At 53.3% G+C, this 3,885-nt stretch carries 3 protein-coding genes, 1 tRNA gene and 1 pseudogene; 2 read left to right on the top strand and 3 right to left on the bottom strand.

Translation table 11 applies throughout. The annotated features are described in order from the left end of the window. Nucleotides 1-17: 17 nt before the first annotated feature. Nucleotides 18-650: pseudogene (locus CHB97_RS25590) on the top strand (IS630 family transposase); the annotation flags it as partial. Between the two features lie 33 nt (nucleotides 651-683). Here the strand turns inward: CHB97_RS25590 and CHB97_RS25585 are convergent. The 3 genes from CHB97_RS25585 to CHB97_RS26270 all read right to left on the bottom strand — a co-directional run bounded on the left by CHB97_RS25585 (nucleotide 684) and on the right by CHB97_RS26270 (nucleotide 3,315). Continuing rightward, nucleotides 684-992 carry a type II toxin-antitoxin system RelE/ParE family toxin gene (locus tag CHB97_RS25585; RefSeq protein WP_089290848.1) on the bottom strand — a complete coding sequence of 103 codons (309 nt, stop codon included), beginning with the start codon at nucleotides 990-992 and terminating at the stop codon, nucleotides 684-686. Next, entirely contained in the window at nucleotides 982-1,272 is a 291-nt protein-coding gene (locus CHB97_RS25580; protein WP_089290846.1) for a type II toxin-antitoxin system ParD family antitoxin, read from the bottom strand. The genes CHB97_RS25585 and CHB97_RS25580 overlap by 11 nt, the downstream gene beginning before the upstream one ends. A gap of 369 nt (nucleotides 1,273-1,641) precedes the next feature. Next, nucleotides 1,642-3,315: an NACHT domain-containing NTPase gene (locus CHB97_RS26270; RefSeq protein WP_143271219.1), complete on the bottom strand. Its 1,674-nt coding sequence runs from the start codon at nucleotides 3,313-3,315 to the stop codon at nucleotides 1,642-1,644. Between the two features lie 443 nt (nucleotides 3,316-3,758). Between CHB97_RS26270 and CHB97_RS25570 the strand changes: the two genes are divergently transcribed. Continuing rightward, nucleotides 3,759-3,835 (top strand) — tRNA-Met (locus tag CHB97_RS25570). The last annotated feature ends 50 nt before the right edge of the window (nucleotides 3,836-3,885 follow it).

The following is a 3,885-nucleotide window of genomic DNA, read 5'->3' as shown; positions in this document are numbered from 1 at the left end:
GTCGCGGGCCTTGCTGAAGGCGGGGTTCAGCACCAAAAAAAACACTTCTGGCATCCGAGTGCGAACGCGCTGATGTCCGAAAGGATCGGCAGGTCCGGCGGACGCATCGTCAGCCCCGGATGCGCGAAGAACCCCATCGCCTTGTGTTCATTGACGAAACGGCGACAACCACGAAAATGACAAGGGCACGCGGTCGGGCCCGTCGGGGACAGCGCTTGAAGGCGCGGGCACCGTTCGGTCACTGGAAGACCCAGACCTTCATTGCCGCCTTGCGGTGCGATGGGCTGACCGCGCCATGGCTTATCAACCAGCCCATGAACCGGCTTCTCTTTGAAACCTATGTCGAAACCCAGTTGGCGCCGACCCTGCGTCCGGGCGACGTCGTCATCCTCGATAACCTGTCCAGCCATAAAAGCGAGAAGGCCAAGGCCATCATTGAGAAGGCGGGGGCATGGGTTCTGTTCTTGCCCCCCTATAGTCCAGACCTCAACCCCATCGAGATGGCCTTCGCCAAGCTCAAAGCCCACCTCCGGCGTATCGGTGCAAGGACCATTGACGACCTCTGGAGGGCCATTGGAAACATATGCGACCTCTACGACCAAGACGAATGCTGGAACTACTTCAAGGCCGCAGGATATGCATCCGATTAAAAGCGCGTTGCTCTAACAAGCAGGACGGCCCCGTTATATGCGTGCCAAATCCCGCCGCCCGTCGATGACCCGGACAATGGCAACCTCAGTGACTGTGCCTTCGTCTGTGTCGGGGCGTGTTTCGTAAAGAATGAGATACGGCCCCTCGACCAGCACCCGCGTACTTGTCTGAATATCCGGGCGGCGGGGGCCAAGCCTTGGGTGTTGGCTCAGTTGGTGGGCGCGCATTTCGAGCGCATCATAGATGCGCTCTGCCGCCACCGGGTTCTCAATGCCGATGACCACATAAATATCCAGCAAGTCCGTTCGGGCTTGCGGATACCAAAGCACCTCAACCGGCATGCTCATTCGCCGTGCGTACGTCGTTCAGGCGTTGCTGTGCTTCCTGCCGCAGTCGGTCGAAATCCATCGGCACAGGAGCGCCGCTGGCCTTGCCAGCATCCCACGCCTGACGGAGCCGCCGGATGTCTTCCTGCCGCAACTCGCGTCGGAACTGCCATTCCCGCACGGCTTCGCGGACGATCTCGCTAGTGGTAGCGTACTCACCGGCATCGACGGCAGCGCGCAACGCAGCCACCTGTTCGCCGGTAAGGGCAACGCTTACTTTCTGGACTTCGGGCATACGATCCCTCCTAAGTTCATGGCACAATCTTACTACTAAGTAGCATGAATGTCCATCGTTGGCACATTTGACCCTGCCCACCGCTGATAAATGTCACTTAACACGTTGATAATCGGGAACTTCGCCCCCTTTATCGCCGCCCTCTCCAGAGATCGCATAAGCGATAAACGAAAAATTAACATCTATGATGGTACAAATGATTAATAATCAGCCATTGGATGGTATATGGCCGGGAAACCTTCTGCAAAGGCGACTAACATAGCCCTCAGAAAGCAGCGCAGCAATCAGATGGTAAGGCTGCATCATCTGTGTGTACGCATTGAAAAACATGAGAATTTAATCAACAGATTCATCGTCAAACAGGATAAATCAGCCGCGACCAGGGTCAATACCTTCCGTGAAGGCCTCAGCGCTGTGCTGGTGGTAGGCATTGACTCGCTGGCGGACGATTTGATGACCTTCAATAGCGATATAAACGAGACCATGGATCGGGTCATTGAGACGGCGGAGATGACGACCGTGCCGCTGATCGAGTTTGCGGCGCTGGATCAGGAGGCGTGCGGCAATTGGCAGTGACGCGGGTGACGCTTCGCGAGTCAGCAGCGAAACATCTTGAATCAGATTTTCATTCGTGACTTTGCATAATACCCGCATTGCTATATGGCGGGCATACGAATCCATGTTAGGATTTAACATAACTGCCCGCACCTCGGTGGAAATATCGGGCAATGTTCCAGAATCTTGCAGCAACTGAAGTATTAAAACAAGAAGACGAGAACCAGAAGGCAATGTAGTGAGAATGGATTTCAGATCATCTACGATGGTGGCGTCGAAGAACCCGGAAATACTGAAATGTCGCCATGCATCGCTACGTTGGAAGCCGGGATATTCTTCTGCCAAGGTGCGCAGCTTATTCAGAAGTAATTTCTTTGACGGAGTGGCAAGCTGCGAAGGGTCGCCGTTGGCGAGGATAGCATATGGGTCGAGTTCAATAAGAGCTCTCTGCAGATCTACTGACCCAATTGCCGCCATCCATCCCAGAACTCCACGAAGTTCATCTCGAACGACGCCGTTAGGTGCCATAACAGCGAGGCAGCGTCGGAGCGAAAGCGGCCGGATTGGCTCGTTTATCTGCCTGACTATATATTGGGCTGTACAATACTCAGCTACGATACGGTGTACCGGCTCATGCTGATCTTCATTGATCGCAGGCTTGAACAAACGTGTACTTAGCAGGAAGGCATCACCTGAATGCGGTGCCGATGCCAGTATGCCAATATAGGGATAGTCATTATCCCCAAGCCTTTCGACAGCCGATAACCCGGAGGCGTCAGAAAGCAAAATCTTCGCCATGAACTCGCTGGCGCGCCCGATGATATCAGATATTGCGGGCCGTTGGGGCACATGCGTAATGCTCCCCTCTTCCACTGCAAGGCGGTCAATTGCGTCTTTGAATATCTGTGCTTTAGAAGTGAAATAACGACTGCTTTGTACGTATGCATCTGAGAACAATTTCAGGAATTGTGGGTTCCCTAGGAGCGGAGCTAGTTCAAATCGATTGGCCTCTTTCAGGAAATCCGCGAAGACCTCGCCTTCTTGATAGTGGTTGAAGAGCATTTCCTGCTCTTGCTCATTCATCGATTCAATGCGGATAATTACCGGGTCTACACGGAAGCATTCTTTAACTGACTTCGTTCGACTTTGATTCCACCCATCAGACCGGCTCGCGAATATCACATGGCCGTTTGAGAATTCATGGGCTTTAACTATAATCTGGTCAATTGATGAATGGTCAATTTTTGCTGCTTCGTCCAATGCATCAATAACAATAGGCCCAAGTGCTGTTAGCGCAGAGCGATGCCGAAAGATGCTGGCACGAACGGGGGTAACTTGGAGAAGGCGAGCGAATTCCCGGAGCAGTTCTGTTTTTCCGGCACCGGGCTCCGCAAGAACGATGAGGACTTTGCCTTCGTTAAGCGCCTCTGCTTCAGTGAAGCTCTTGTCGCCGATTTTTATGCGACGGTTTATGTAGATTTCAGTCATAGTCCGACGTTAATCCGATTATCAGCAGAGCTCAATATCGGAACGATGTGTTGCCCATCGGCGTCGAGGTGCAAGCTGAAGATGGCGAACCGGCTCACCGAGCCTTCATCCGTATCGGGAAGCGTTTTTTAGAGGAAGAGATATGGCCCGTCGACCAACGCCGCGCGCTGGCGCGGATGTCCGGGTCGCGGCCCAAGCCAAGTGTAAGTCTTTAGAGGGGGCCAATGGCTTCCGAAATCCTTTTAAACCCGCTTCATCATCGAATCGCCATTAACCTTAAATAGCCGTCGCTTTCTGAGTGGCTGCGTGCTACATGCTGGCTCCCCGTTAGGGCGCTTTCGGTGTTTAGCGGGGAATTAGGGCAAAACTCTAGGGCAGAATCTAGGGCACTTGTCTTGATAGAGTTGGAAAGAGTTGGTAAAAAGCTAGGTAAATCAAGCTGACGCGGGGTGGAGCAGCCCGGTAGCTCGTCAGGCTCATAACCTGAAGGTCACAGGTTCAAATCCTGTCCCCGCATCCAAAAGAAAACCCCAGCAATCCGAAACGGTTGCTGGGGTTTTTGCTGTCCGC

This window comes from Azospirillum sp. RU38E (assembly GCF_900188385.1).
In the GTDB taxonomy this organism is placed as follows: domain Bacteria; phylum Pseudomonadota; class Alphaproteobacteria; order Azospirillales; family Azospirillaceae; genus Niveispirillum.
Note: the sequence above shows the minus strand (reverse complement) of the source record. Positions and strands in the feature narration are given on the sequence as shown.